This is a genomic window from Pseudonocardia sp. ICBG601 (assembly GCF_020496245.1).
This window is the reverse complement of sequence record NZ_JAHLJA010000152.1, coordinates 233,991-255,859: the sequence shown is the minus strand read 5'-3', so window position 1 is coordinate 255,859 and position 21,869 is coordinate 233,991. Positions and strand designations below refer to the sequence as shown.

Annotated in this window: 18 protein-coding genes; 10 read left to right on the top strand and 8 right to left on the bottom strand. The window is 74.5% G+C overall.

Annotated features, from left to right (window positions below; genetic code table 11):
* Positions 1-28 precede the first annotated feature (28 nt).
* Genes KPL57_RS51550 through KPL57_RS51540 form a run of 3 tightly spaced genes read right to left on the bottom strand, consistent with a single transcriptional unit; the run spans position 29 to position 2,667 of the window.
* A complete protein-coding gene (locus KPL57_RS51550; RefSeq protein WP_226357725.1) occupies positions 29-970 on the bottom strand; it encodes a glycoside hydrolase family 26 protein in 942 nt (313 codons plus the stop codon).
* The gene (gene galE, locus KPL57_RS51545; protein WP_226357724.1) at positions 967-1,935 is read right to left on the bottom strand and encodes a UDP-glucose 4-epimerase GalE; all 969 of its coding nucleotides are present in this window, start codon (positions 1,933-1,935) and stop codon (positions 967-969) included. The genes KPL57_RS51550 and galE overlap by 4 nt, the downstream gene beginning before the upstream one ends.
* 15 nt (positions 1,936-1,950) lie before the next feature.
* Positions 1,951-2,667, bottom strand: a complete 717-nt coding sequence (locus KPL57_RS51540) for a metal-dependent transcriptional regulator (protein ID WP_226357723.1) — start codon at positions 2,665-2,667, stop codon at positions 1,951-1,953.
* A 93-nt stretch (positions 2,668-2,760) separates the two neighbouring features.
* On the opposite strand from KPL57_RS51540, the gene KPL57_RS51535 reads away from it, so the two are divergent.
* The 3 genes from KPL57_RS51535 to KPL57_RS51525 are packed head-to-tail and all read left to right on the top strand — an operon-like array spanning position 2,761 to position 7,620.
* Positions 2,761-3,678, top strand: a complete 918-nt coding sequence (locus tag KPL57_RS51535; protein WP_226358030.1) for a sulfurtransferase — start codon at positions 2,761-2,763, stop codon at positions 3,676-3,678.
* Between the two features lie 34 nt (positions 3,679-3,712).
* Positions 3,713-4,885 carry an acetoin utilization protein AcuC gene (locus tag KPL57_RS51530; RefSeq protein ID WP_226357722.1) on the top strand — a complete coding sequence of 391 codons (1,173 nt, stop codon included), beginning with the start codon at positions 3,713-3,715 and terminating at the stop codon, positions 4,883-4,885.
* A gap of 8 nt (positions 4,886-4,893) precedes the next feature.
* Positions 4,894-7,620 carry a bifunctional GNAT family N-acetyltransferase/acetate--CoA ligase family protein gene (locus KPL57_RS51525; protein WP_226357721.1) on the top strand — a complete coding sequence of 909 codons (2,727 nt, stop codon included), beginning with the start codon at positions 4,894-4,896 and terminating at the stop codon, positions 7,618-7,620.
* Between the two features lie 48 nt (positions 7,621-7,668).
* On the opposite strand, the gene KPL57_RS51520 is transcribed toward KPL57_RS51525, so the two are convergent.
* Positions 7,669-9,318, bottom strand: coding sequence for a fumarate hydratase (locus KPL57_RS51520; protein ID WP_226357720.1), 1,650 nt, complete (start codon positions 9,316-9,318; stop codon positions 7,669-7,671).
* A gap of 111 nt (positions 9,319-9,429) precedes the next feature.
* Here KPL57_RS51520 and KPL57_RS51515 point away from each other — a divergent pair, with 111 nt between their 5' ends.
* The 3 genes from KPL57_RS51515 (at position 9,430) to KPL57_RS51505 (ending at position 13,680) form a co-directional block, all read left to right on the top strand.
* Positions 9,430-11,805, top strand: coding sequence for a xanthine dehydrogenase family protein molybdopterin-binding subunit (locus KPL57_RS51515; RefSeq protein WP_226357719.1), 2,376 nt, complete (start codon positions 9,430-9,432; stop codon positions 11,803-11,805).
* Between the two features lie 253 nt (positions 11,806-12,058).
* Positions 12,059-12,898 carry a fumarylacetoacetate hydrolase family protein gene (locus KPL57_RS51510; protein ID WP_226357718.1) on the top strand — a complete coding sequence of 280 codons (840 nt, stop codon included), beginning with the start codon at positions 12,059-12,061 and terminating at the stop codon, positions 12,896-12,898.
* Entirely contained in the window at positions 12,895-13,680 is a 786-nt protein-coding gene (locus tag KPL57_RS51505; protein WP_226357717.1) for a maleylpyruvate isomerase family mycothiol-dependent enzyme, read from the top strand. The genes KPL57_RS51510 and KPL57_RS51505 overlap by 4 nt, the downstream gene beginning before the upstream one ends.
* Here the strand turns inward: KPL57_RS51505 and KPL57_RS51500 are convergent.
* On the bottom strand, positions 13,663-14,466 hold the full coding sequence (locus KPL57_RS51500) for a hypothetical protein (RefSeq protein ID WP_226357716.1): 804 nt from the start codon (positions 14,464-14,466) through the stop codon (positions 13,663-13,665). The genes KPL57_RS51505 and KPL57_RS51500 overlap by 18 nt on opposite strands.
* Positions 14,467-14,470: 4 nt before the next feature.
* The gene (locus tag KPL57_RS51495) at positions 14,471-14,638 is read right to left on the bottom strand and encodes a hypothetical protein (protein ID WP_208822403.1); all 168 of its coding nucleotides are present in this window, start codon (positions 14,636-14,638) and stop codon (positions 14,471-14,473) included.
* Between the two features lie 183 nt (positions 14,639-14,821).
* Between KPL57_RS51495 and KPL57_RS51490 the strand changes: the two genes are divergently transcribed.
* Positions 14,822-15,979 (top strand): glutamate-cysteine ligase family protein, encoded by a 1,158-nt coding sequence (locus KPL57_RS51490; RefSeq protein ID WP_226357715.1) that lies wholly within the window; start codon positions 14,822-14,824, stop codon positions 15,977-15,979.
* Between the two features lie 42 nt (positions 15,980-16,021).
* Here the strand turns inward: KPL57_RS51490 and panB are convergent, their stop codons facing one another.
* Positions 16,022-16,876 carry a 3-methyl-2-oxobutanoate hydroxymethyltransferase gene (gene panB / locus KPL57_RS51485; protein ID WP_226357714.1) on the bottom strand — a complete coding sequence of 285 codons (855 nt, stop codon included), beginning with the start codon at positions 16,874-16,876 and terminating at the stop codon, positions 16,022-16,024.
* A gap of 178 nt (positions 16,877-17,054) precedes the next feature.
* Here panB and KPL57_RS51480 point away from each other — a divergent pair, with 178 nt between their 5' ends.
* From KPL57_RS51480 to KPL57_RS51470, 3 genes are all read left to right on the top strand, one after another.
* Positions 17,055-18,683 (top strand): alpha/beta hydrolase, encoded by a 1,629-nt coding sequence (locus tag KPL57_RS51480; protein WP_226357713.1) that lies wholly within the window; start codon positions 17,055-17,057, stop codon positions 18,681-18,683.
* Between the two features lie 93 nt (positions 18,684-18,776).
* Positions 18,777-20,120: a type I glutamate--ammonia ligase gene (gene glnA / locus KPL57_RS51475; RefSeq protein ID WP_226357712.1), complete on the top strand. Its 1,344-nt coding sequence runs from the start codon at positions 18,777-18,779 to the stop codon at positions 20,118-20,120.
* On the top strand, positions 20,117-20,602 hold the full coding sequence (locus KPL57_RS51470) for a cupin domain-containing protein (RefSeq protein WP_226357711.1): 486 nt from the start codon (positions 20,117-20,119) through the stop codon (positions 20,600-20,602). Before glnA ends, KPL57_RS51470 begins: the two co-directional genes overlap by 4 nt.
* Here KPL57_RS51470 and KPL57_RS51465 read toward each other — a convergent pair.
* Positions 20,599-21,813, bottom strand: a complete 1,215-nt coding sequence (locus KPL57_RS51465; protein ID WP_226357710.1) for an FAD-dependent monooxygenase — start codon at positions 21,811-21,813, stop codon at positions 20,599-20,601. The two genes, KPL57_RS51470 and KPL57_RS51465, sit on opposite strands and share 4 nt — an antisense overlap.
* Between the last annotated feature and the right edge of the window lie 56 nt (positions 21,814-21,869).

The following is a 21,869-nucleotide window of genomic DNA, read 5'->3' as shown; positions in this document are numbered from 1 at the left end:
CCCGCCGGTCGAGGGGGTGGGCCGCTGCTCAGCCGGTGGACACGTAGGGGTCGGCCGCGAGCCGCGCGAACGCCGCCGCCGCCTCGGGGGAGGAGCCGACCTGCCAGTGGCGTTCCTTGTCGACGTCGAACCACACCACGGCCCGGATCAGCGGGAACCGGTCCCGCAGCGTCGGCACGACGTCGTCGATCCACGCGGCCTTGTCGCCCCCGCGGTCGTCCGAGGCGGTCTCGCCGACCAGCATCGGCTTGCCGTGGCCTGCGACGGCGTCGTAGAGCGGGCCGAACACCTCGCCGAAGGACTGCCAGGTGAACGCCGGGTCGGAGGTGCCCCAGTTGTAGCCGTCCATCCCGATCCAGTCGACGTAGTCGTCGCCCGGGTAGTAGGCGGTCGCGGGTGGCGCTCCGGCCGAGTCGGTGTTGTTCGGCGCCCACACCCACACCACGTTGTCGGCGCCGGCCTCGGTGAACACGTCGTGCACGTGCCGCCACGCGGCGACGTAGAGCGCGGGGTCGTGTCCGCCCCAGCCCTCCTCCTCGTTCATCTCCGCGGCGAGGTCGAGGAAGAACGGTGCGCGCAGGGCCGCCGCCTGCTGCGCGCGGGTGCGCAGCATCGCGTCGTACCGGCCGGCGACGATGTCGGGGAACGCGACGTCGAAGGGCTCCCAGTTCACCAGCGGGATCCGGCCGGCCGCGAGGTCCTCGGCGACGACCGGCGAGGTCGCCCACTCCGACGGCCAGTCGACGTAGGTCAGGTGGATCCGCGGGGTCCGGCCGATCGCGGCGGTGGTGTCGGCGATGCTGCCGGAGCCGTAGTACAGACCGAGGTGGATACCGTGCCCGGGGACCAGCGGGACCGCGTCGTCGGCCGGCTCCGGGGCGGCGGCGGTGCAGCCGACGAGGACCGCACCGAGGAGTGCGACGGCGGCGGTCGCGATGAGCGCCCGCCGCACGGTGGAGGTCCGGGTCATCGGGACCGGGCGAACTCCCAGGCGTCGCCGACGATCTCGGCGATCGCGGTCCGCGACGGCTTCCAGCCCAGCTGCTGCGCGGCCTGCTCGCTCGAGGCCACCAGCACCGCGGGGTCACCGGCGCGGCGCGGCGCGACGACGGCCGGGATCGGGTGCCCGGTCACCGCGCGGCAGGCCTCGACCACCTCGAGCACGGAGAACCCGTGACCGCTGCCGAGGTTGTAGATGTCGTGCCGCCCCGCGACGGCGTGGGTCAGCGCGAGCAGGTGGGCCTCGGCGAGGTCGTCGACGTGGATGTAGTCGCGCACGCAGGAGCCGTCGGGGGTGGGCCAGTCGTCGCCGTAGACCGAGATCGACTCACGGGTGCCCGCGGCGACCTGCAGGACCAGGGGGATCAGGTGGGTCTCGACCGCGTGCCGCTCCCCGAGCGGGGTGGCACCGGACAGGTGCGCCCCGGCCACGTTGAAGTACCGCAGGCTCGTCGCGGCCAGGCCGTGCGCCGTCGCGTAGGAGGTGATCATGTGGTCGATCGCGAGCTTGCTCGCCCCGTAGGGGTTGGTCGGCCGGGTCGGCGCGGTCTCCGGGATCGGGACCTGCTCCGGCTCGCCGTAGGTGGCGGCGGTAGAGGAGAACACCAGCCGCGGGACCGCGTGCTCCCGGACCGCCTCGAGCAGCCGGAACGAGGCCACGACGTTGCCGTCCCAGTACTTCTCGGGCTTCTCGACGGACTCCCCGACCAGCGAGCGGGCGGCGTAGTGCAGCACGCCGTCGAACCCGCCGCGGCCCAGGACCTCCCCGGCGCGGGCACCGAGCTCACCCTCGACGAACTCCGCGCCCGCGGGCACGGCGTCGCGGTGGCCGGTGGAAAGGTCGTCGAGCACGACGACCTCGTGGCCGGCGTCGAGCAGGTGTGCGGCGCACACGCTGCCCACGTAGCCCGCGCCGCCGGTGACGAGCAGCTTCACGTGTGTGGATCCTCCTCAGACGGCGCGGACGAGCACGGCGTGCGCGACCGGCGGAGCGACGGTCGACTTCTCGTCCTCCGAGCTCACCGGCACCGGGTCACCGAAGCGGGAGATCGGGCCGACGTCGACCGCGTTGCCGGGCACGATCCCCGCGAGCTTCAGCTCGCCCATGAGGTCGGAGTCCAGCTGCACGTGCTCGGCGATCCGCCGGATCTCGACGCGACCGCCACCGCGGCGGGCCAGCTCGTCGAGCCGCTGCAGGCCGACCTCGAGCGTGGGCGGCACCGACGACGACGTCGACGCGTCGTCCCCGCGCTCCAGCTCTTCCAGACCCGGGATCGGGTTGCCGTAGGGCGAGACGGTCGGCTTGTCGAGCAGGCGGAGCAGCTTGCGCTCGACGTCCTCGCTCATCACGTGCTCCCAGCGGCACGCCTCGGCGTGGACGAGCTCCCACTCGAGCCCGATCACGTCGATCAGCAGCCGCTCGGCGAGGCGGTGCTTGCGCATGACGGCGACGGCGCGGCCGCGGCCCTCGTCGGTCAGCTCGAGGTGGCGGTCCCCGGCCACGACGACGAGTCCGTCGCGTTCCATACGGGCCACCGTCTGGCTGACGGTCGGCCCGCTCTGTCCGAGGCGTTCGGCGATCCGCGCGCGCAGCGGGACGACGCCTTCCTCCTCGAGTTCGTAGATGGTGCGGAGGTACATCTCCGTGGTGTCGATGAGGTCGTTCACGTGGGGCCCCTTCGTTCGACGTCCAGTCTACCCAGCGCGGCTCCCGCGCACGGCGAGCCCGTCCGGGGCAGGATGGGCCGCGTGTCCGGATCCATGATCCCCCCTTCGGAACTCGCCGGCCTGCTGGGGCCCGCCCCGGCCGCCGGCACCGTACGGCCGGTGGTGCTCGACGTCCGGTGGCGTCTGGTCGGCCCGCCCGGCCGCGAGGACCACGGGGCCCACCGGATCCCCGGTGCGGTGTTCGTCGACCTCGACACCGAGCTGTCCGCGGGCCCCGCGCGCCCCGGCCCCGGCGGGCGCCACCCGCTGCCGGAACCCGCTGCGCTGCAGGAGGTCCTGCGCCGGGCCGGGATCCGCGACGACGCCGGCGACCAGCTCGTCGTCGCCTACGACGACCTCGACGGCTCGGTCGCCGCGCGCGCCTGGTGGCTGCTGCGCTGGGCCGGCGTCGCGCCCGGCCGGGTCCGGGTGCTCGACGGCGGGTTCGCCGGCTGGCAGGCCGCGGGGCTGCCCGTGGCCGGCACCGGCCCGGGTGCCGGGGCGCCGGAACCGGAGCCCCTGCCGCCCGGCGATCTGGTGGTCCGGCCGGGCGGGATGCCCGTCGTCGACGCCGACGGGGCCGCCGCACTGGCCCGCGACGGCGTGCTCCTCGACGCCCGCGCCGCCGCCCGCTTCCGCGGTGAGACCGAGCCGGTCGACCCGCGCGCCGGGCACGTCCCCGGCGCCCGCAACACCCCGGCCGCGGCGAACACCGGCCCGGACGGGCGCTGGCAGCCCGCCGGCACGCTGGCCGAGCGCTTCCGCGCCGCCGGCGTCGCACCCGGGGTCGCGACCGGCGCCTACTGCGGGTCCGGCGTCAACGCCTGCGCCCTGGTGCTCGCGCTGGAGGAGTCCGGACTCACCTCACCGGACGCCCCGGCCGCGCTGTACCCGGGGTCGTGGTCGGAGTGGAGCGCCGACCCGGACCGTCCGGCGGAGACCGGGGACCGTCCGTGGGCCGCGCGGGAGTGACCGCACCCGCCGGCCTGGCATACGGTTCCGGTCCATGAGCGCTCGCACGTCGGTGGTGTGGACTCCGGAGTTCCTGACCTACCAGCTGTCCGACGACCACCCCCTCAACCCGGTGCGGCTGGAGCTGATGATGGAGCTCTCCCGCGGGCTGGGGGTGCTCGACGGCGTCGACCCGGTCGTCCCGGAGCCGGCGGGCGAGGTGGACCTGACCCGGGTGCACACCCCCGGCTTCCAGACGGCGGTCAAGTCAGCCCCCGAGGCGCCGTTCGGCGTCGGCCACGGGCTGGGCACCGCCGACAACCCGATCTTCTTCGGCATGCACGAGGCGTCCGCGCTGATCGCGGGCGGCTCGATCGCCGCCGCCCGGGAGATCGCCGAGGGCCGTGCGGACCGCGCGGTGAACATGGCGGGCGGGCTGCACCACGCGATGCGCGACCGCGCCGCGGGCTTCTGCGTCTACAACGACTGCTCGGTCGCGATCGCCTGGCTGCTGGAGCAGGGCTACGAGCGCATCGCCTACGTCGACGTCGACGTCCACCACGGCGACGGCGTGCAGGACTGCTTCTACGACGACCCCCGGGTGCTGACGATCTCGCTGCACCAGCACCCGCTCACCCTGTGGCCGGGCACCGGCTGGGCGGGGGAGATCGGCCGCGGTGCCGGCGAGGGCTACGCCGTCAACGTCTCGCTGCCCCCCGGCACCGGCGACGCGGGCTGGCTGCGCGCCTTCCACGGCGTCGTCCCGTCGCTGCTGGAGTCCTTCCGCCCGCAGGTGCTGGTCACCGAGTGCGGCGCGGACACCCACTCCGAGGACCCGCTGGCGAACCTGGAGCTGTCCGTCGACGGCCACCGGGCCATCTACCACGCGTTGCGCGAGATGGCCGAGACCACCGCGGGCGGCAAGTGGCTGGTGCTCGGCGGCGGCGGGTACGCCCTCTACCGGGTGGTGCCGCGCTCGTGGACGCACCTGATGGCCGTCGCCCTGGACCGCGACCTGGACCCGGACACCTCCATCCCCGCGGACTGGACCGCGCTCGCCGCGACCCGGACCCGCTCGCCGCTGCCGGTCTCGATGTCCGACGGGGCCGACCCGGCCTTCGAGCGGTGGGGCGGCTCGTTCGGCGAGCGCGTCGACTCCGCGATCCTGGAGACCCGTCGTGCGGTGTTCCCGCTGCACGGCCTCGACCCCGACGACCCGCGGGACTGAGACCGACCATGACCGAGGAGACCGACGAGACCCCGGCCGGCGCCGCCGGGCACCCCTATCCGCGGCACTGGGAGGCCGACGTCGTCGCCTCCGACGGCGGGATCGTGCACCTGCGCCCGATCCTGCCCGGCGACGCCGACGCGCTGCTCGCCTTCCACGCCAAGCTGTCCGACCGCACCCGCTACCTGCGCTACTTCGGCCCGTACCCGCGGATCTCGGCGCGGGACCTGGAGCGGTTCACCGTCGTCGACCACCGGACCCGGGTCGCGTTCCTGGCGCTGCTCGGCGACGAGATCATCGCGGTCGGCCGCTACGAGGGGCTGACCCCCGGCGGCGGGGCGGCCGCCCAGGAGGGGGCGGGCACCGACAAGCCGGTCACCTCCGCGGAGGTCGCGTTCGTCGTGCGCGACGACCACCAGTCCCGCGGCCTCGGCTCGATCCTGCTCGAGCACCTCGCCGCCGCGGCCCGGGAGAACGGGCTGTCCCGGTTCGAGGCCGAGGTGCTGGTGGAGAACCACGCCATGGTGCGGGTGTTCCGTGAGGCCGGCTACGGCGTCACGCGGGCCTTCGCCGAGGGCGTCCTGCACCTCGAGTTCGACATCGACCCCACCGAGAAGTCGATCGCGGTCCGCTACTCGCGCGAGCAGGCCGCCGAGGCCCGCAGCGTCGCGAACCTGCTGCACCCCACCTCGGTGGCGGTCATCGGCGCCTCCGCGGACGAGACCAAGATCGGCCACGCCGTCCTGCTGAACCTGCTGCGCGCCGGGTTCACCGGCCCGGTCTACCCGGTCAACCCCGACGCCCGCTCGGTGCGGGGCGTGCGCGCCTACCCGTCGGTGATCGACATCCCGGACGAGGTGGACCTCGCGGTCGTCGCCGTCCCGGCCGCGAACATCGACGAGGTCATGGACTCCTGCCTGGCCAAGGGCGTGAAGGTGCTGGTCGTGATCAGCTCCGGCTTCGCCGACGCCGGTGACGACGGCGGCACCGTCGCCGAGCGCAGGCTGGTCGCCGAGGCTCGGGCGCACGGGATGCGGGTGGTCGGGCCGAACGCACTCGGCGTCGCCAACCCCGACCCGTCGGTGCGGCTCAACGCGACCCTCGCCCCGCGGATGCCCGGGCACGGGCGCACCGGGTTCTTCTGCCAGTCCGGCGCGCTCGGCAGCGCCATCCTCGCGAACGCCCGCACCCGCGGGCTGGGCCTGTCGTCGTTCGTGTCGGCGGGCAACCGCGCCGACGTGTCCGGCAACGACCTGATGCAGTACTGGCAGACCGACCCGAGCACCGAGCAGGTGCTGCTCTACCTGGAGACCTTCGGCAACCCGCGCAAGTTCGCCCGGGTCGCCCGCAGGCTGGCCCGCACCAAGCCGGTGATCGCGGTGAAGTCCGGCCGGCACACCGGGACGCTGCCGTCGCTGGCCTCGGTCGGGGCACCGATCGACGAGTCCAGCGTGCAGGCGCTGTTCGAGCAGTCCGGGGTCATCCGCGTGCAGACGCTGCCGCAGATGTTCGACACCGCCCTGCTCATCGCCCACCAGCCGCTGCCGAAGGGCCGCCGGGTCGCGGTCGTCGGCAACTCCACCGCGGTCAACCTGCTGGTCCTCGACGGGCTGCTCGACGAGGGACTGGAGCTGGCGGGGGACCCGGTCGACGTCGGCACCCAGGCCTCCCCGGAGGCGTTCGCCGGCGCGGTCCGCGCGACCCTGGACGGCGACGCCCGCCCGGACGCGCTCATCGCGGTGTTCGTCCCGCCGGTCGCGGTGGCCGGCCGGGACCACGCGCACGCCCTGCGCGACGCCGCGGGCGGTGCCGGGGTCCCGGTCATCGCGGTGTTCCTCGCGGCCGAGGGCATCCCGGCGGAGCTGTCGGTCCCCGGCGCGGACGGCACCCCCGGCCGCGGGTCGGTGCCGAGCTTCGCCAGCCCCGAGCGGGCGACGTCGGCGCTGGGCCGGGTCAGCCGCTACGCGCAGTGGCGCGACACCCCGGTGGGGGAGTTCGTCGTGCCCGAGGGCATCGACGCCGACCGCGCGCGGGAGCTCGTCGCGTCGTTCGGGCCGGACACCCGGCACACCCTCACCGACGACGAGGCCGTCGACCTGCTCGCCTGCTACGGCCTGGAGGTGATCACCTTCCGACGGGCGACGGGCGCCGACGACGCCGTCGCCGCCGCCGAGCAGGTCGGCTACCCGGTGGTCATCAAGGCCACCGCGGACCAGTGGCGGCACCGCGGCGACTTCGTCGGGGTGCGCCTGGACCTGGTCTCGGAGGAGGCCCTGCGCGTCGCGCACGCGGAGCTGTCGCGGGTGACCGGGTCCGACGAGGTCTACGTGCAGCGGATGGCCCCGAAGGGCACGTCGTGCACGGTGGAGGTCGTCGACGACCCGTCGTTCGGGTCGCTGGTGGCGTTCGGGCTGTCCGGGATGGCGACCGAGCTGCTCGACGACCGCGCCTACCGGGTCCTGCCGGTGTCGACCGAGGACGCGGCCCGGCTGGTGCGGGCCCCGCGGGCGGCGCCGCTGCTCACCGGCTACCGCGGCACCGACCCGGTCGACCTCGCCGCGCTGGAGGACGTCGTGCTGCGGATCGGGCGGCTCGTCGAGGACCTGCCGCAGGTCCGCTCGCTCGCCCTCGACCCGGTGCTGGCCTCGCCGCAGGGCGCGTTCGTGGCCGGGGCCCGGGTGACGATCGGCCCGGTGCCCGACCGCCGCGACGCGGGCCCCCGCCGCCTGCGCTGACCCGCCCCGCGCGCCGCCGGGGAGCCGGCGGCGCGCGGGGCGGTCGGGTCAGGTGCGGAAGGTGACCTGGAGGGTCGGGGCGCTGGTGTCGGCGAAGAAGTCGTTGCCCTTGTCGTCCATCACGACGAACGCCGGGAAGTCCTCGACCTCGATCTTCCAGACCGCCTCCATGCCGAGCTCGGGGTACTCGAGCACGTCGACCTTGCGGATGCAGTCCTGCGCCAGGCGGGCGGCCGGGCCACCGATGGAGCCCAGGTAGAAGCCGCCGTTCGCGGCGCAGGAGTCCACGACCTGCTTCGACCGGTTCCCCTTCGCCAGCATCACCAGGGACCCGCCGGCCTCCTGGAACTGCTGGACGTAGGAGTCCATCCGGCCGGCCGTCGTCGGACCGAAGGAGCCCGAGGCGTAACCCTCGGGGGTCTTGGCCGGTCCGGCGTAGTAGACGGCGTGGTCCTTGAGGTACTGCGGCATCGGCTCGCCGGCGTCGAGCCGCTCGGCGATCTTGGCGTGCGCGATGTCGCGGGCGACGACCAGCGGCCCGGTCAGCGACAGCCGGGTCTTCACCGGCAGCTGCGACAGCTGCGCGCGGATCTCGTCCATCGGCCGGTTCAGGTCGACCCGCACGACCTCGTCGGACAGGTCGGCGTCGGTGGCCTCGGGCAGGTACTGGGCCGGGTCGCGCTCCAGCTGCTCCAGGTAGACCCCGGACGGGGTGATCTTCGCCTTGGCCTGGCGGTCCGCGGAGCAGGACACCGCGACGCCGACCGGCAGCGAGGCGCCGTGGCGGGGCAGCCGGATGACGCGGACGTCGTGGCAGAAGTACTTGCCGCCGAACTGGGCGCCGATCCCGAAGTTGCGGGTCAGCTCCAGGACCTGCTGCTCCAGGTCGGTGTCGCGGATGGCGTGCCCGAGCGGCGAGCCCTCGGTCGGCAGGTTGTCCAGGTAGCGGGCCGAGGCCAGCTTCGCGACCTTCAGGTTGAACTCCGCCGACATGCCGCCGACGACGATCGCCAGGTGGTACGGCGGGCAGGCCGCGGTACCGAGGCTGCGCAGCTTCTCGTCCAGGAACGCCGCGAGCCGCTTCGGGTTCAGCAGCGCCTTCGTCTCCTGGTAGAGGAAGGTCTTGTTGGCCGAGCCGCCGCCCTTGGCCATGACCAGGAACTCGTAGTACGGGTCCCGGCCCGGCTTGGCGTACAGCTCGACCTGCGCGGGCAGGTTGGTGCCGGTGTTCTTCTCGTCCCAGAAGCTGATCGGCGCCATCTGGCTGTAGCGCAGGTTCAGCTCCTGGTAGGCCTCGAAGACCCCGCGCGACACCGCGGCCTCGTCGTCGCCGCCGGTCAGCACGGTCTCGGTCTTCTTGCCGACGATGATCGCGGTGCCGGTGTCCTGGCACATCGGCAGCACCCCGCCCGCGGACACGCAGGCGTTGCGCAGCAGGTCGGTGGCGACGAACCGGTCGTTGCCGGACGCCTCGGGGTCGTCGATGATGGCGCGCAGCTGCTTCAGGTGCGAGGGTCGCAGCAGGTGCTGGATGTCGGTGACGGCCGCGCGGACCAGTCCGGTGATCGTCTCCGGAGGGACCTCGAGGAAGGTGCGGCCCGCGGCCTCGGTCACGGTTCCCGCGGGCAGGTCGAGCTCGCGGTACTCGGTGTCGTCCGGGCCGAGCGGGAGCACGTCGGTGTGGTGGAACTCGGGCATGGCGGGGACGCTACCGGCCGTCGCCGGGCGGGCACCGCAGGTGGAGACGCAGACGACGTGTGAGGCGCACTAACCGGACGACCCTCCGGTTAGTGCTGTAGTGTGGGCCACATGCCTGGCTCGATCCTGGGAACCTCCGTCCGCCGCGTCGAGGACGCCGACCTGATCACCGGTGCGAGCACCTTCGTCGGCAACCTGGTCCACGGTGCCGACGCACCGGCGGGCCTGGCCCACGTGGCGTTCGTCCGCTCGCCGGTGGCGCACGCGCTGCTCACCGGCATCGACACCACCGAGGCCGCGGCCGCGCCCGGCGTCCTCGCCGTGTACACCGCGGCCGACCTCGACCTGCCCGCCCATCACGGCCTGATGGTCCTCAACCCCGCGCTGCCGCGCCCGCCGCTGGCGACCGACCGGGTGCGGTTCGTCGGCGAGGCGGTGGCGCTGGTCGTCGCCGAGAGCCGCGCCGCCGCCGTCGACGCCACCGAGCTCGTCGAGGTCGACTACGACCCGCTGCCCGCGGTCACCGACATCGAGGCCGCGCTCGCCGACGACGCCCCGCTGCAGTTCCCCGACCAGGGCAGCAACCTGGCCGCGGGCGAGCGGGGGACCGGCGACCCGCTCGACGGCGCCGAGGTCGTCGTCCGCGCGCGGATGGTGAACCAGCGCGTCGCGGCCGTCCCGATGGAGGGCAACGCGATCGTCGCCGACCCCACCACCACCGACTTCCCGCTCACCGTGCACGTCTCCACCCAGATGCCGCACGGCTTCCGCACCCAGCTCGCCGGACTGACCGGACTGGAGACCGACCAGGTCCGGGTGATCGCCCCGCACGTCGGCGGCGGGTTCGGAGCGAAGGCCGGTGTGCTCGCCGAGCACACCGCGACCGTCGTCGCCGCCCGGGCGCTGGGGCGGCCGCTGGCCTGGGTCGAGACCCGCTCGGAGAACCTCGTCTCGATGCCGCACGGCCGCGGCCAGGTCGGCTACTACGAGCTCGGCCTCACCCGCGACGGCCGGATGACCGGCCTGCGCGTGCGGGTCGTCGGGGACTCCGGGGCCTACGCGGGCTTCGGCGGCGCGCTGCCGCTGCGCACCACCTACCTCATGGCGACCGGCGTCTACGACATCACGAACCTGCGCTACGACGCCGTCTCCGCGCTGACCAACACCACCCCGATGGGCGCCTTCCGCGGCGCGGGACGCCCCGAGGCCGCCGCCCACCTGGAGCGCCTGGTCGACGTCGCCGCCGCCGAGCTGGGCATCGACCCGGTCGAGCTGCGCCGGCGCAACCTGCTCGCGCCCGACGTCTTCCCGTACACGACCCCGACCGGCGCCCGCTACGACGTCGGCGACTACGACCTGCCGCTGCGCGAGGCCCTGCGCATCGCCGGCTACGACGAGCTGCGCGCCGAGCAGGCCCGCCGCCGCGAGGCGGGCGACCCGGTGCGCCTGGGCATCGGCATCGCGGTCTACGTCGAGGTCACCGCCGGGGGCGGGGGCGGCGAGTACGGCTCGGTGACCGTGCACGACGACGGCTCGGCGACGGTGTCGGCCGGCACCTCGGCCCACGGGCAGGGGCACGCGACGTCGTTCGCGATGCTGGTGTCGGACCGGCTCGGGATCCCGATGGACCGGATCCGCTACGTCCAGTCCGACACCGCGCTCGTCCCGCGCGGCGCCGGGACCGGCGGCTCGCGGTCGCTGCAGCTCGGCGGGACCGCGGTGTCCGAGGCCGCGCACGAGCTGTACGAGCGGGCCCGCAAGCTCGCCGCACACCTGCTGGAGGCCGCCGCGGAGGACGTCGAGATCACCGACGACGGCACCTTCGGCGTCGCCGGTGTGCCGGGCGGCCCGACCGCGACCTGGAGCGACGTGCACCGCCAGGCCGCCGCGACGGGGGAGGAGCTGCACGTCGGGCTCGACTCCGCGCAGGACGGCGCGACCTTCCCGTTCGGGGCGCACCTGTCGGTCGTCGAGGTCGACACCGACACCGGCCGGGTCACGCCGCGCCGGCACGTCGCCGTCGACGACTGCGGGCGGATCCTGAACCCGCTGCTCGTCGAGGGCCAGCAGCACGGCGGGCTCGCCCAGGGCGTCGCGCAGGCGCTGCACGAGGAGGTCCTGTTCGACGACGAGGGCCAGCCCCTGACCTCCAGCCTCGCCGCGTACACGATCCCGACCGCGGCCGACCTGTTCTCCTTCGAGACCGCGACGACCGAGACCCCGACCCCGCTGAACTCGCTCGGCGCCAAGGGCATCGGCGAGTCCGCGACGATCGGGTCGACCCCGGCGGTGCAGAACGCCGTGGTCGACGCGCTGTCCGACCTGGGTGTGCGGCACATCGACCTGCCCTGCACCCCCGAGCGGGTCTGGCGGGCGGTCGCCGCGGCCCGCGCCGGGGCGCCGGAGCAGGCGTGGCGTGAGCCGCCCGCGGTCTTCGACGACCTGCCGGTGCGGGGCGGTGGCGCCGAGGACGACGCGGCGATCTGACCCCGGGGCCGGTCGCGGCGGGGCGCGGACGGACCGTGCCGGCGCGGCGGGTGCGGTTCCCCGACGGGTGCCCCGCCGTCCCCGGGGCGGCGGAGCGGGGATCGCGCCCCGTCCACGGGTGTCGCCCGTACGGGTGACTTCCGCCTGTCGACCGGCCGGGACGCGCGGTAACCCACCCCCTGACTGTTCCGCGCGTCCCCGGTGGCGCAGACTCTGCGCCGGACCGCAACCGATACCGGGAGGCACCCGCACGATGAGGCTCGCGACGATCCGGACCGCGACCGGGCACCGGGCGGTGCGCGTCGACGGCGACACCGCCGTCGAGACGGGGGAGGCCGACGTGCGGGCGCTGCTGGAGCGCCCCGACTGGGCCGAGCACGCCGCGGGCGCGGCGGGCCCGGTGCACGAGACCGCGGGCCTGGACTACGCGCCGCTGGTGCCGTCGCCCGAGAAGATCATCTGCATCGGGCTGAACTACCGCGACCACGTGCTCGAGATGGGCAACGAGCTGCCCGAGTACCCCACGGTCTTCGGCAAGTTCGCGCCCGCCCTGATCGGCGCCCACGACGAGATCGAGCTGCCCGAGCAGTCCGACCGCGTGGACTACGAGGCGGAGCTGGCCATCGTGATCGGGCGTTCGGTCCGGCGCGCCGACCGCGAGGCGGCGACGGCCGCCATCGCCGGGTACACCGTGCTCAACGACGTGTCGATGCGCGACTACCAGCGGCGCACCAAGCAGTTCCTGCAGGGCAAGACCTGGGAGCACTCCACGCCGCTCGGGCCGGTGCTGGTCACCCCCGACGAGCTGCCCGCCGACCCGGCCGCCGGTGGCGCGCTGCGGATCTCCTCGGAGCTGTCCGGGGAGACCATGCAGGACTCCACGACCGACCAGCTCGTGTTCGGCGCGGTGGACCTGGTCGTCTACCTGTCGGAGATCCTCACGCTCAACCCGGGCGACGTCATCGCCACCGGCACCCCGGGCGGCGTCGGCGACGCGCGCACGCCCCCGCGCTACCTCACCGACGGCGCCGAGATCGTCACCGCGGTGGAGGGGATCGGCGAGTGCCGCAACGTGTGCCGGGCGGTGCGGTGAGCCTCGCACGCACCCCCGGTGACGGCCGCGCCGTCGTCCCGCCGCCGGTGGGCGACGCGCTGGCCTGGGCCGGTGACGGCCAGGCCCACCTGCGCGGGCTGATGACCCGGATGGCGGGCGAGGCGTTCCGCGCCCCGTCGGCGCTGCCGGGCTGGACCCGCGCGCACGTGCTCACCCACCTGGCCCGCAACGCCGACGCCATGGTGAACCTGCTGACCTGGGCGCGGACCGGCGTCGAGACCCCGGCCTACCCCGATCCCGCGTCCCGCGACGCCGACATCGAGGCCGGTGCCGGGCGCAGCTCCGACGAGATCCGCGCCGACGTCGTCGCCGCCTCCGACCGGCTCGCCGACGCGGTCCGGGCGATGCCGGAGAAGGCCTGGTCGGCGACCGTGCGCAACCCGCAGGGCGTCGAGATGCCGGTGACGGCGGTGCCCTGGAACCGGGCCCGCGAGGTGTGGATCCACGCCGTCGACCTCGACGTCGGCGCCTCGTTCAAGGACCTGCCGATCCCGATGCGGGAGGTGCTGGTCGCCGACGTGGTCGCGCGGCTGGAGCGCAAGCCAGGCTGCCCGCACGTGCGCCTGGAGGAGGTCCGCACCGGCGCGACGCTGGAGTTCGGGCCGGGGCCCGCCGGGCCGGACGGCGCCGAGCCGCGCGACCTCGGCACGGTCCGCGGCAAGGCGCACGACATCATCGCCTGGCTGCTCGGCCGCCCGTTCGACAAGGGCCTGCGCGACGCCGACGGGAAGCTCCCGCCGCCGCTACCGGTCTGGCTCTGACCCCGGCTCCGCCGCGGGCCGGTCGCGGCCCTCGAGCGCGTCCAGGCGGGCGGTGGCCCGGCCGAGCTGGCGGGCCATCTCGTCGAGCCGGGCCTGCAGCAGCGCCATCTCCGCGGTGAGCACGGCGACCGCGCCCGCCGCGGCGACCGGGTCGCCGATCAGGCCGTCGGCCGCCTCGGTGCCGTGCGGGTCGGGGTGCTCGGCGAACCCCGCCGCGTCGTCGGGCGTGGTCAGCGGGCCCGCCGCGACGTCGTCGGGCAGCAGGGTGAGCTCGGCCAGCTCGGCGAAGCGCTGCGCCGACAGCACCGGGCGCGCCCCGGCGCACCGCAGGCACACCGGTTCCAGCCGGCGCCAGCCGTGCTGCCCGGAGCCGGTGTCGGCCAGCACCGCGACCCGCGCCCCGCAGCGGCAGGGCCGCATCCGGATCGTGCGCACCCGCTGCCGGGCGTAGCGCAGGCCCAGCTCGTAGCGGCGGAACCGGCCGGAGACGGCCACCTCGAGCAGGATCGCGCCCTGGTGCTCGGGCGCGCACGCCAGCTCGCGGGCGTCGTCGGCCGTGTGGAAGCAGTAGAACCCGCAGTCGCACCACCGCGACGGGCAGGCGTGCCGGCAACCGTGCGCGCACACCGCGTCGTCGACGGTGCGGTAGACGTGCGCCCGCCCGAGCGTCACACCGCTGAAGCCCGCCGTCGTGCCGTCCGCGGACAGCATCGGGAACGCCAGCTTGTGGCCCTCCAACGGGCCGGTCGGGTACTCCAGCGGGGTCCGGCGGAACAGCCCGCGCACCCGGTCAGTCCTCGCGGGACCCCGAGTGCGCCGGCTGCTCGACGGCCGGCGTCCACTCGGTGAACTCGGGCTCGACGGTGCGCGCCGGGCGCGGGCGCTCCTGGGCGTCGGCCACCCGGTCGGCCTCGTGGTCCACGGCGAATCCCTCGGAGATCTTGCGGCCCAGCCTCATGACGCCTCCCGTGTGCTCCGGGTCCCGGCCACCTGGTGGACGTGGCCGCCGTCACCAGGCTGACCGTTCGTCGCGGGGTTGTCCAGGGCGGAACGGGTGAGGAGGGGTCGGGGACGGATCACAGCCGGCGCCCGGCCCGGCCTCGGTAACGTCCTGTGCCAGGACGGGGACCGGGGGTGGTCGATGCGGGGCGAGGCGCGCTACGGGCTCGAGCACGAGCTCGCGCTGCTGCGGGACGACGGGACGGTGGCCGACCACCGGTCGCTGACCCACGCCCAGGTCGCGGCGGTCGTCGACGAGCTCCCGGAGCTGCCCGGGGACCAGTCGGACCTGCGGATCGGCGACGCCGGCATCCGCCGCAAGCGCTGGTACGCCGAGGGCTACGAGCGTCTCGACGATGACGGCGGGCTGCTCCGGTTCGAGCCCAAGGGCATCGAGATCCGGACCCGCGTGCACGACTCGGTCGAGGCCGCCGTCGACGCGCTGGCCGCCGACGCGGTCACCCTGGCCGCGGTGGCCGCCCGGCACGGGCTGCGCCCCGTCGCGTTCGCCCACCACCCGCAGCTGTCGGCCTACCGGCTGGACCCGCCGCCGAACGCCCACGAGCGGGCGCTGATGGCGGCCTCGCCGGAGGAGCGGACCTCGCACCTGCACATGGTGACCTGGGGGCCGGACCTGAACCTGTCGTTCCCCGAGTCGGGCACCGACCCCGCCGTGCTGGCCGACGCGGCGGCGAAGCTGACCTTCTACAGCCCCTACCTGGTGCCGTGGTCGTTCTCCTCGCCGTTCCGCGACGGCGGCGTCTGGGGCGGGCTGTCGGCACGCACCGCGCGTCGCACCGGGGCGCGCCCGGCGGCGCTGGCCTACCTGCCGCCCGACGCCCCGCTGATGGCGACCGACCCCAGCCTGGTGCGGCACGCGGGCATCCCCGGGGAGGTGGGGCGGATCGAGTTCAAGGCGTTCGACGCCGTCCCGGTGGTCGCGGGGGAGGAACCCGCCGACGGTGTGGGCACCGACCTGCCCGCGGCGCTACTGAGCCTGCTGACCGGCCTGCTGCGCGACGACACGCTGCCCGGCCGGCGTCGGACCCCGGACGCGGCGGCGCACCGCCGCTCGGCGCTGCGGGGCTGGGCGGACCCGGCGGTGCGGGCGGGGTCGCAGGCCGTCCTCGACGCCGCGACCGCCGCGCTGGCCGGCGACGACGCCCACGGCGCGCGGCTGGCGTCGCTGGCCCGGCGGCTGGCGCGCCGCGAGACCCCCGCGGACCGGATGCTGGCCCGCCACCGCGCGGGCGGCGGCATCCCGGGGCTCGGGCACCCGGCGACGCGCGCCACCGGCTGACCGGCGGGGCCCCGGCGACGCGCGCCGGGGCCCCGGTCCGGCTCAGCGGTAGCTGTGCTCCTCGGCGGGGTACTCGCCGTGCGCCACGTCGGCGGCGAACGCGGCCGCCGCGTCGTGCAGGGCCGAGCCGAGCGCTGCGTACTTCTTGACGAAGCGCGGCACCTTCCCGCGGTTCATCCCGGCCATGTCCGACCAGACGAGGACCTGGGCGTCGCAGTCGGGCCCGGCGCCGATGCCGACGGTCGGGATGCGCAGCTCCCCGGTCACCCGCTTGGCGACGTCGGCGGGCACCATCTCCAGTACGACGGCGAACGCGCCCGCCTCCTGCACGGCCAGCGCGTCCTCGACGAGCCGGTCGGCGGCGTCGCCGCGACCCTGGATGCGGAACCCGCCCAGCGCGTGCTCGCTCTGCGGGGTGAACCCGAGGTGGCCCATCACCGGCACGCCGGACGCGGTGAGCGCCTCGACCTGCGGCGCGAACCGCGCACCGCCCTCGAGCTTGACCGCGTGCGCCCCGCCCTCCTTCATGAACCGGAACGCCGTCTCCTGCGCCTGCGCGGGGGAGATCTGGTAGCTGCCGAACGGCAGGTCGGCGACGACGAGCGCGCTGCGGGCGCCGCGCACCACGGCCCGGGTCAGCGGGACCAGGTCGTCGACCGTGACCGGGATGGTGTTGTCGTGGCCGAACACGTTGTTGCCCGCGGAGTCGCCGACGAGCAGCACCGGGATGCCGGCGTCGTCGAAGATCTCGGCGGAGTAGACGTCGTAGGCGGTCAGCATGGGCCAGCGCCGGCCCTCCTGCTTCCACTGCAGCAGGTGGTGGACGCGGGTCCGCTTCGGCGGGGTCGCGGGCGCCCGGTACGGGGCCGCCACCTCTCCGCTCTCCTGTGTGCTCACCGGTGAGCTCCTTCCGTGCCTCGAGGCCCACGCTGGTCGTGGGTCCCCGGGTTCGCCGTCGATGGCGGACGCCAGGGTGGCAGCGCACGGGCCCGGACCGCCCCGTGGTGTGGGCACCCTCACCCGGGCCGTGACCCGCGACCGGTCACCGTCGGGGGTCGGTGGCATGCTCACGGTCATGCTCCCTCGGCTGTTGCGACCACGTGCCCACCGACGAGAGACACCGGGGGCGGCCCGCCGGCGGACGCGTCCGGCCGCGCTCGCCGTGCTCGGCGCGGCGACCCTCGTCCTGGTCGGCGCGTGCGCCGACGCGGGCACCGGTGACCAGCCGCAGGCCGCGCAGAACCCGCCGGAGCTCGCGCAGTTCTACGACCAGCAGCTGCAGTGGGGCGCCTGCGCGGACTACGCCCCCACCGCGGACGACGCGCAGACCTACGCCGACCCGCAGTTCGACTGCACCCGGGTGACCGTCCCGCAGGACTACGCCCAGCCCGGCGACGGCAAGACCATGCAGATTGCGCTGCTGCGCAAGAAGGCGACCGGCGCGAAGATCGGCTCGCTGTTCGCCGACCCGGGCGGCCCCGGCGCCTCGGGCACCTCGTTCGTCGCGCGCCAGGCCGCCACCTGGGCCACCAACGGCCTGGGGGACCGGTTCGACCTGGTCGGGTTCGACCCGCGCGGCACCGGCGCCAGCATGCCGCGGATCCAGTGCCTCACCGACAAGGAGAACGACGAGGAGCGCACGAAGGTCTTCGCCGACCCCTCGCCCGCCGGGGTCGCCGCCGCCGAGGCCGACAGCCGCCAGTTCGCCGAGCGCTGCACCCAGCGCACCGGGGCCGACGTGCTGGCGAACGTCGGCACCCGTGACGTCGCGAAGGACATGGACGTCATGCGGGCCGCCGTCGGCGACCAGAAGATGACCTACGCCGGCTTCTCCTACGGCACCGAGCTCGGCACCGCCTACGCCGAGGCGTTCCCGCAGAACGTCCGCGCGCTGCTGCTCGACGGCGCGATCGACCCGACGCAGTCGACCATCGACTCCACGGTCAAGCAGAACGCCGGGTTCCAGCTCGCGTTCGACAACTTCGCCAAGGACTGCACCAGCCGCCCCGGCTGCCCGCTGGGCACCGACCCGGCGAAGGCGACCCAGGCGTTCCAGGCGGTCATGCGGCCACTGATCGACACGCCCGCGAAGGTCGGCGACGGGCGCGTCCTGAGCTTCTCCGACGCCCAGACCGGCGTCAGCCAGGCGCTCTACGTCTCCCAGCTGTGGCCCGCCCTGCAGCGCGGGATCTCGCAGGTCGCGAACGGCAACGGCGACCTGCTGATGCGCCTGGCCGACCTCTACTACGAGCGTGACGACCAGGGCCGCTACTCGAACATGCTGCAGGCCTTCCAGTCGATCAGCTGCGTGAACCAGCCGGCGCTCAAGGAGCCGTCGGAGGCCCTGGAGCTGGCGACGCGGGCCGACGAGGCCGCCCCGTTCCGCTCCACCGGCCGCGGCCCGGTCGGTGCCCGCGACGCGTGCGCGTTCTGGCCGGTCCCGCCCACCAGCGAGCCGCACACGCCGAAGGTCGACGGGCTCCCGCCGGTCGTCGTGGTGTCGGTCACCGGTGACCCGGCCACGCCGTACCAGGCCGGGGTCGACCTGGCCCAGCAGCTGAACGGCAGCCTGATCAAGGTCAACGGCAACCAGCACACCGCGTCGCTGCAGGGTGACGCGTGCACCGACAAGCTCGCGATCGACTATCTGGTGAACCTCACGCTCCCGCCGCAGGGCGCGGAGTGCACGCTCTCGCCGAGCTGAGGGCCGTCGCCGGGGCTGTGCGGGCGACCACGACCGGGTCGCCCGCACACCCCGGTAACTTCCGCGTAACACGGGGTTCCTAGGCTCCGCCGCATGGACCGCCAGCAGGAGTTCGTGCTCCGCACGCTCGAGGAACGCGACATCCGTTTCGTCCGTCTCTGGTTCACGGACGTGCTCGGATACCTCAAGTCGGTGGCGGTGGCCCCGGCCGAGCTGGAGGGCGCCTTCGCCGAGGGCATCGGCTTCGACGGCTCGGCCATCGAGGGCTTCGCCCGCGTCTACGAGTCCGACATGGTCGCCAAGCCCGACCCGTCGACGTTCCAGGTGCTGCCCTGGGAGACCGCCTCGGGCGAGCACTACTCGGCGCGGATGTTCTGCGACATCGCCATGCCCGACGGGTCGCCGTCCTGGGCCGACCCGCGGCACGTGCTGACCCGCGCGCTGAACAAGGCGGGCGAGGCCGGGTTCACCTGCTACGTGCACCCGGAGATCGAGTTCTACCTGCTGCGCGACCTGCCCGGCGACGGCACCCGGCCCATCCCGGCGGACTCCGGCGGCTACTTCGACCAGGCCAGCCACGACGTCGCCCCGCACTTCCGGCGCAACACCATCGAGACGCTGGAGTCGATGGGCATCTCGGTGGAGTTCTCCCACCACGAGGGCGGCCCCGGCCAGCAGGAGATCGACCTGCGCTACGCCGACGCCCTGACCATGGCCGACAACCTCATGACGTTCCGCTACGTCGTGAAGGAGGTCGCGCTCACCCAGGGCGTGCGGGCCTCGTTCATGCCCAAGCCGTTCTCCGAGCACCCCGGCTCGGCCATGCACACGCACTTCTCGCTGTTCGAGGGCGACCACAACGCCTTCCACGACCCGGACGACCCCTACGAGCTGTCCGCGACCGGCAAGGCGTTCGTCGCCGGCGTGCTCAAGCACGCCCGGGAGATCACCGCCGTCACCAACCAGTGGGTCAACTCCTACAAGCGCCTCATCACCGGCGGCGAGGCCCCGACGGCGGTGTCCTGGGGCCACGCGAACCGCTCCGCGCTGGTCCGGGTCCCGATGTACTCGCCGGGCAAGTCGTCGTCGCGGCGGGTGGAGGTCCGCACGCTGGACTCCTCGTGCAACCCCTACCTCGCCTACGCGGTCATCCTGGGCGCCGGCCTCACCGGCATCCAGAAGGGCTACGAGCTGCCCCCGCCCACCGAGGACGACGTGTGGGCCCTGACCGACACCGAGCGCCGGGCGCTGGGCTACGAGCTGCTCCCGCAGAACCTCACCGAGGCCCTCGACGTCATGGAGAAGAGCGAGCTCGTCGCCGAGTACCTCGGCGAGCACGTGTTCGACTTCTTCCTGCGGAACAAGCGGGCCGAGTGGGACGCCTACCGCCGGAACGTGACGCCGCACGAGCTCGCGACGTATCTTCCCGTGCTGTGACCGACTTCTCGGACGAGATCATCCTGGGCCCGCTGCCGAAGGGCATCACGCGGGCCGGCGAGGGCCAGTACAAGCGGGTGTGGAACGTGCTGGGCCACACCTACTGGGCGAAGGCCGTCAGCGAGACCAGCTTCGCCTTCGAGACCCTCGACCCGCCCGGCACGGGCGTCCCGCCGCACGTGCACCCGACCCAGGACGAGCACATCCACGTCCTCGACGGCGTGTTCACGCTCTACCTGGACGGGCAGTGGGAGAAGGCCGGGCCGGGCGACACCGTCCTCATGCCCAAGGGCCTGCCGCACGCCTACTACAACAAGGAGCAGGGCAACGCCCGCGCGCTGTTCTGGGTCAGCCCGGCCGGCCGGCTGGCGTCGCTGTTCGACCGGCTGCACGACCTGACCGACCCGGCCGAGGTCGTGCGGCAGTCGGCGCTGCACGACGTCGACTTCCTGCCGCCGGGCAGCGTCCCCGGCGCCGACTAGCGGGTGTTGCCCGACGCGCGGTGGTAACCGGCGAAGATCTCCTCGAGCTCCTCGCCGGTGATCACCGCGTCGAGGTCGTCGAAGCCGTCGGGCGCGCGGCGCTCGACCTCGTCGATGACCCGTTCCGGGCCGCCCACGCGGTTGCGGAGCACGACGTCGGCGGTCATCGGCAGCCGCTCGGCCTCGTAGGCGGCCAGCGCCGCCGCCGGGTCGCCGCCCGCGGCCAGGTGTCGGGCGAGCGACTCGGCGTCGAGGATCGCCTGCCCGGCGCCGTTGGAGCCCATCGGGACCATCGGGTGCGCGGCGTCGCCGAGCAGGGTGACCCGCCCGTGCGACCAGCGCGGCAGCGGGTCCCGGTCGCACATCGGGAACTCGAAGATCTCCGGTGTCGCGGCGACCAGCGCGAGGTGGTCGACGTCGTCCAGGTGGAAGCGACGGGCGTGGGCGAGGGTCTCGTCGCGGTCGGCGGGCCGTGACCAGTCCTGGCGCTGCGGGGCGGGGTCGCCGTCGGCGCCGGTCGCGATGCACACCGCCCAGTTGGTGAGGACCGTCCCCGGCGCGCTGCCGGCGCCGACCGGGTAGACCACCAGCTTGGCCGCGTTCCCGCCCGCGACGACCATCGAGCGGCCCCCGCGGAACGCCGGCCAGTCCGTCGCGCCGCGCCACATCGACACCCCGTTCCAGTGCGGCGGTCCCTCGCCGGGGAACAGACCGGCCCGCACGGCGGAGTGGATGCCGTCCGCGCCGACCAGCACGTCGCCGGTCGCTTCCGGCAGGGCGTCGTCGGCGAAGCGGACCCGGACACCCCCGTCGGAGTGCTCGACGGCGGCGACCCGGTGCCGGGTGCGGATCGCCTCGGGCCCCAGCCGTGCGCGCACGGCGTCGGTGAGCATCCGGTGCACCCGGCCGCGGTGCCCGGCGACCTGCGGGAACGCGAAGCCGGCCGCCACCCCGCAGGGCCTGCGCAGGATCGGCTGCCCGAGCCGGTGGGCGTAGGTGAGGTCGGTGGTCGCGATGCCGACGTCGGCCAGCTCCGCGGACAGGCCGAGCCCGTCGAGCACCCGCACGGCGTGCGGGAGCAGGTTGAACCCGACACCGAGCTCACCCGCGCCGGACCCCTGCTCCAGGACCGTGGACCCGATCCCGGCCCGGTCCAGGGCCAGGGCCGTGGTCAGTCCTCCGATACCTCCACCGACGATCACGACGTGCATGCCCCGAGCCTGACCGCTGAACGCCCCTGAGGGAAGGGCGGCCCGCGATGGGGCAG

Excerpts from the sequence above, each read along its gene's own strand:
- KPL57_RS51550 (WP_226357725.1), bottom strand. The coding sequence starts at position 970 with ATGACCCGGACCTCCACCGTGCGGCGGGCGCTCATCGCGACCGCCGCC.
- KPL57_RS51535 (WP_226358030.1), top strand. The coding sequence starts at position 2,761 with ATGATCCCCCCTTCGGAACTCGCCGGCCTGCTGGGGCCCGCCCCGGCC.
- KPL57_RS51530 (WP_226357722.1), top strand. The coding sequence starts at position 3,713 with ATGAGCGCTCGCACGTCGGTGGTGTGGACTCCGGAGTTCCTGACCTAC.
- KPL57_RS51525 (WP_226357721.1), top strand. The coding sequence starts at position 4,894 with ATGACCGAGGAGACCGACGAGACCCCGGCCGGCGCCGCCGGGCACCCC.
- KPL57_RS51520 (WP_226357720.1), bottom strand. The coding sequence starts at position 9,318 with ATGCCCGAGTTCCACCACACCGACGTGCTCCCGCTCGGCCCGGACGAC.
- KPL57_RS51515 (WP_226357719.1), top strand. The coding sequence starts at position 9,430 with ATGCCTGGCTCGATCCTGGGAACCTCCGTCCGCCGCGTCGAGGACGCC.
- KPL57_RS51510 (WP_226357718.1), top strand. The coding sequence starts at position 12,059 with ATGAGGCTCGCGACGATCCGGACCGCGACCGGGCACCGGGCGGTGCGC.
- KPL57_RS51495 (WP_208822403.1), bottom strand. The coding sequence starts at position 14,638 with ATGAGGCTGGGCCGCAAGATCTCCGAGGGATTCGCCGTGGACCACGAG.
- KPL57_RS51490 (WP_226357715.1), top strand. The coding sequence starts at position 14,822 with ATGCGGGGCGAGGCGCGCTACGGGCTCGAGCACGAGCTCGCGCTGCTG.
- KPL57_RS51480 (WP_226357713.1), top strand. The coding sequence starts at position 17,055 with ATGCTCCCTCGGCTGTTGCGACCACGTGCCCACCGACGAGAGACACCG.
- glnA (WP_226357712.1), top strand. The coding sequence starts at position 18,777 with ATGGACCGCCAGCAGGAGTTCGTGCTCCGCACGCTCGAGGAACGCGAC.
- KPL57_RS51465 (WP_226357710.1), bottom strand. The coding sequence starts at position 21,813 with ATGCACGTCGTGATCGTCGGTGGAGGTATCGGAGGACTGACCACGGCC.